6 protein-coding genes are annotated in these 4,715 nt (G+C 69.9%); 1 reads left to right on the top strand and 5 read right to left on the bottom strand.

Features of this window, described 5'->3' with window-relative positions; translation table 11 throughout:
* Positions 1–220: hypothetical protein (locus N869_RS17890; RefSeq protein WP_035062290.1), on the top strand; the 220-nt coding region annotated here is incomplete at its 5' end.
* A 49-nt stretch (positions 221–269) separates the two neighbouring features.
* On the opposite strand, the gene rplI is transcribed toward N869_RS17890, so the two are convergent.
* The 5 genes from rplI to N869_RS12935 all read right to left on the bottom strand — a co-directional run bounded on the left by rplI (position 270) and on the right by N869_RS12935 (position 4,527).
* Positions 270–722, bottom strand: coding sequence for a 50S ribosomal protein L9 (gene rplI / locus N869_RS12955; protein WP_035062289.1), 453 nt, complete (start codon positions 720–722; stop codon positions 270–272).
* Positions 723–740: 18 nt separating this feature from the next.
* Positions 741–977, bottom strand: coding sequence for a 30S ribosomal protein S18 (gene rpsR / locus N869_RS12950; protein WP_035062288.1), 237 nt, complete (start codon positions 975–977; stop codon positions 741–743).
* 67 nt (positions 978–1,044) lie between these two features.
* Complete coding sequence (locus tag N869_RS12945; RefSeq protein WP_035062287.1) at positions 1,045–1,551, bottom strand: single-stranded DNA-binding protein; 507 nt, start codon at positions 1,549–1,551, stop codon at positions 1,045–1,047.
* Positions 1,552–1,597: 46 nt separating this feature from the next.
* Positions 1,598–1,888 (bottom strand): 30S ribosomal protein S6, encoded by a 291-nt coding sequence (rpsF, locus tag N869_RS12940; RefSeq protein ID WP_198026076.1) that lies wholly within the window; start codon positions 1,886–1,888, stop codon positions 1,598–1,600.
* Positions 1,889–2,112: 224 nt separating this feature from the next.
* Entirely contained in the window at positions 2,113–4,527 is a 2,415-nt protein-coding gene (locus N869_RS12935) for a transglycosylase domain-containing protein (protein WP_269545889.1), read from the bottom strand.
* Positions 4,528–4,715: the final 188 nt, after the last annotated feature.

The raw sequence follows: 4,715 nt of genomic DNA, 5'->3' as shown, positions 1-4,715 counted from the left end.
GGTCGGCGCCCAGGTGCCGGCCCGTGACGAACGGCCCGCCGTCGAACGCGCGATCGCCGACCTGACCCTCGCGCTCCGCCACGACCGCGCCCCGTCGGGCGACGAGGAGGTCCAGGCCGCCGAGGCCCGGCGCCTGGTCGTGGCCACGATCGTCACGACGCTGCGCCGGTGCCTGGCGGCGGTGACACCACCGGAGCAGCTGACCATGCGGGTGACATGACGCGAGCCCGGCCCCCAGTGGGGGCCGGGCTCGTGCCGGGTGTCGAGGCTCAGGCCTCAGGAACCACCCGGACGTCGATCTGGGCCGAGACGTCCTCGTGCAGGCGGACCTGCACCTGGAACTCGCCCAGGGACTTGATCGGCTGACCGATCTCGACCTTGCGCTTGTCGATCGACGGGCCACCGGAGGCGGTGACGGCGTCGGCGATGTCGCTCGTGGTGATCGCGCCGAACAGGCGGCCGGACGCGCCGGCCCGGGCGGTCACGACGACCGGCTTGGACTGCAGCGAGTCACGGACGGCACGCGCCTCGTCCAGGGTGGCGATCTCGCGGGCCTTGCGGGCCTTGCGGATACCGGCGATCTGCTTCTCGGCGCCCTTCGACCACCCGGTGGCCAGGCCACGCGGGAGGAGGTAGTTGCGCGCGTACCCGTCCTTGACGTCGACCACGTCGCCGGGCGCGCCCAGACCGGTGACCTCGTGCGTGAGGATCAGCTTTGCCATGGGAGTCGACTCCTTCTCTCAGCGAGCCGAGCTCGAGTAGGGCAGCAGAGCCATCTCGCGGGCGTTCTTCACGGCCCGTGCGATCTGGCGCTGCTCCTGGACGGAGACACCGGTCACCCGACGCGCGCGGATCTTGCCGCGGTCGGAGATGAACTTGCGCAGCAGCGCGGTGTCCTTGTAGTCGACCACCTCGATCTTGGCGGCCTTGAGGGGGTTCTGCTTCTTCTTCGGCTTGCGGACGACGGGCTTGGCCATCGTTGTGCTCCTTCGGGTGTTCGCAACCCCGCGCGGCCCTCACGGGCGCGCAGGTGGGTGTCTGAGGTCAGAACGGGGGCTCGTCCGCGGACGGGACACCTGCTGACGTGCCGGGCGTGGCCCACGGGTCGTTGTCGAAGCCGCCGCCCTGGTTGCTGTAACCGGACTGGCCACCACCGAAACCACCGCCACCGCCGCCGCCACCCGAGCGCTGGGCGCGGGTGACCTTGGCCGAGGCGTAGCGCAGCGAGGGGCCGATCTCGTCGACCTGCAGCTCCACGACGGTGCGCTTCTCGCCCTCACGGGTCTCGTAGGACCGCTGGACCAACCGACCCTGGGCGATCACACGGGTGCCCTTGGTGAGGGACTCGGCGACGTTCTCCGCGGCCTCGCGCCAGATCGAGCAGCGCATGAACAGCGTCTCGCCGTCCTTCCACTCGTTGCTCTGACGGTCGAAGGTGCGGGGGGTCGAGGCGATCGTGAAGTTCGCCACGGCCGCACCCGACGGGGTGAACCGCAGCTCCGGGTCGCCCGTGAGGTTCCCGATCACCGTGATGACGGTGTCACCAGCCATTCCAGCTCCTCGTGCTCGATCGTGGGGTCGGTGCAGCGACGACCTGTCAGTGGGCGTCCGGACGCATGACCTTGGTGCGCAGCACGGCCTCGTTCAGGCCCAGCTGGCGGTCAAGCTCCTTGGCGGTCGCGGGCGTGGCGGTGAAGTCCACCACGGCGTAGATGCCCTCGGACTTCTTGTCGATCTCGTAGGCCAGGCGACGACGTCCCCAGATGTCCACCTTGTCGACGCTGCCACCGTCGGTGGTGACCACCGACAGGTACTTGTCGAGGGACGGGGCGACGGTGCGCTCCTCGATCTCGGGGTCGAGGATGACCATCAGCTCGTAATGACGCATACGGATACCCACCTCCTGTGGTCTTCACGGCCACGGTCTCTCCGTGGCAGGAGGGTTGTGCGTCTGCGGCCCGTCCCCTGTGGATGATCGGCACCCGGGAGCTCGAGGCAGCAACACATCAGTCTAGCGGCTCCCCGTCCGTGCTCCGACCACGCCGGTGGCACGCCAGGCCCGCGTCATGCGTCCCGAGGTGAGTCGGGGTGCTCCAGGTCCGTCGGGGTGCGTCAGGGGTTACCCCCACCGCCCCCGCCACCCCAGCCGCCACCCGGCTGACCCGCGCCGGACTCCTGGCCACCACCGCCGCCACCACCACCGTTGCCCTCGCCGTCACCGTCGCCGTCGCCCGGCGGCTCGGTGGGCTGAGGCTCGGGCTGGGGAGGCTCGGGCTGCGGCGGTGGTTCCTGACGCGGTGGCGGACCGTCGGACACCAGGAGGGTGATGGTGCTCCCAGGCTCCACCTGCCCACCCGGCATCGCGCTGATCACACGACCTTCCTGGACGTCCTCGGACCGTTGGCGGTTGACCCGCACCGACAGCCCGGCCTCTTCCAGACGTGCGCGCGCGTCCCCCTCCGGCAGGCCGGTCACGTCCGGCACCTGCACCACCCCCGGCCCCGTCGACACCACGATCGTCACGGTGCTCCCGATCTGGGCCTGGCCGCTCGGGTTCGACCCGATGACGATGCCGGCCGGCACGTCGGGGTGGTCGTCCTGGGAGACCTGCACGCTGAACCCGACGGCCTCCAGGGCCTGGCGTGCCTCGTCCTCGGTCATGCCCGCCACCGACGGGACGTCCACGACCGGCGGGGTGTTGGGCTCACCGGTGTCCGCCCGTGCCGGGAACTGCCGGACCTCCATCCCCTCCATCGCGGCGCTCATGTAGTTCGTCCACACCGTGGCGGGCATCGAGCCGCCCGTGATCTGGCTGTGGCCACCGAAGGGGGTGATCTGCTCGGGGTTGCCCTGCTCCCCGACCTGGTACATGGCCACCGCGGTGGTCAGCTGCGGGGTGTAGCCCACGAACCACGCGGAGAAGTTGTCGTTCGACGTCCCGGTCTTGCCGGCGACGGGGCGGCCCATCTCTCGCACCCGGGTCGCCGAACCCGCCTGCACCACCTGGCTGAGCGCGTACGTCGTGTCGGCCATGATGTCGGCCTCGAACACACGCTCCGGGGTGCCTGCGCCCTCGTACACGCGGTTGCCGTCCAGGGTCTCGGCGAAGTCCACGATGTGGGTGTCGGTACGAATCCCGCCCGCCGCGAACGTGTTGTACGCCCGCGCCATGTCGAGGGGGTGCGGCGAGGCCGTGCCCAGGGTGTTCGACAGGTAGGCATCCAGACCGTTGGCGTCCTCGGGGATGCCGGCTCGGACCGCCACGTCGCGGGTCGCACCCGGCCCGACCTCCTCGTTCATCTGCACGTACACGGTGTTGACCGAGTCCGCGGTGGCGCGCACCACGTCGATGTTGCCGAAGTTGCCGCCGCCGAAGTTCCGGACCGGGTTCTCGAACCCCTCGAACTCCATGTCGGTGTTGCCGTTGTAGTAGGAGCGCAACGAGTGCCCCTGCTCGAGGAACGCCACCAGCGTGAACGACTTGAAGGTCGACCCCGCCTGGGCGATGTCCTGGGTCACCGCGTTGCGCGCGATCGTCAGGTAGTCCGGCCCGCCGTAGAGCGCGCGGATCGCCCCCGACTCGGGCTCGAGGGTCACCACCGCGGTACGCAGGTTCTCCGGGGTGTCCTCGGGCATGTCCTCGACGGCCCGGACCAGGGAGTCCTGCATGGGCTTGTCGATCGTGGTGACCACCCGGTAGCCGCGCTGACGCAGCTGCTCGGAGCTGATCGAGGAGGCGGAGGAGAGCTCGTTCTCGACCAGCGACAGGAGGTACCCCTGGGGCCCTGCCATGCGGTTCGAGCGCTGGTGCTCGATCACGTCGTCGATCGGGTACACCAGCTCGTCGCGCTCGGCCTGGGTCATCGCACCGATGATCACCATGCCGTCCATGAGGTTGTTCCAGCGGAACTCGTTCTGCTTCTGGTTGCTGTGCGGGTCCCAGTTGTTGGGGGACGGGAGCAGGGCCATGAGCACACCGGACTGCGCCGTCGTCAGGTCGCGGGCGGAGATGCCGAAGTACGCCTGCGCCGCGGTCTCGATGCCGTACGCGTCCCGGCCGTAGTAGATCGTGTTGAGGTAGTTGGCGAGGATCTCGGGCTTGTCCTGCTGCCGGGACAGCTTGACGGCCAGCAGCGCCTCCTGGACCTTGCCCCAGTAGTTGTCGTCCGACTCCCCGAAGTAGTAGCGCTCGGCGTACTGCTGGGTGATCGAGGACCCGCCCTGGCGGGACCCCCCGCGCGCGTTGTTGATGAACGCGCGCACGATGCCCGTGGGGTTGATCCCGGGGTTCTCGTAGAAGGTCCGGTCCTCGGCCGCGACAGCGGTGTCACGCACGTGCTGGGGGATCTCGTCCCCGGGGAGGATGACCCGGTTCTGCACGCTGAACGTGCCCATCTCGGTCTCGCCGTCGCTGTAGTAGACGGTGGTGGTCTGCACCTCGGCGAAGTCGTCCGGATCAGGGATGGGCGTCATCGCGTAGGCCACCGCGACCGCCGCGATCACCAGGGCCAGACCGGTCAGGAACAACCCCAGGATCAGCCGCCACGAGGGCAGCCAGCGACGGATGCCCGTCTTGCCCGCCCTCGGGTAGTCGATCAGCCCAGGACGGGCGCCACCGCCCCGCGGACCACCACCGCCGGAACCACCACGGCCGCCGCCCGACCCACCACGGCCGCCGCCGGAACCGCCGCCCGACCCGCCACGGGAACCACCGC

It is taken from the genome of Cellulomonas bogoriensis 69B4 = DSM 16987, assembly GCF_000767165.1.
GTDB classification, from domain to species: domain Bacteria; phylum Actinomycetota; class Actinomycetes; order Actinomycetales; family Cellulomonadaceae; genus Actinotalea; species Actinotalea bogoriensis.
Note: the sequence above shows the minus strand (reverse complement) of the source record. Positions and strands in the feature narration are given on the sequence as shown.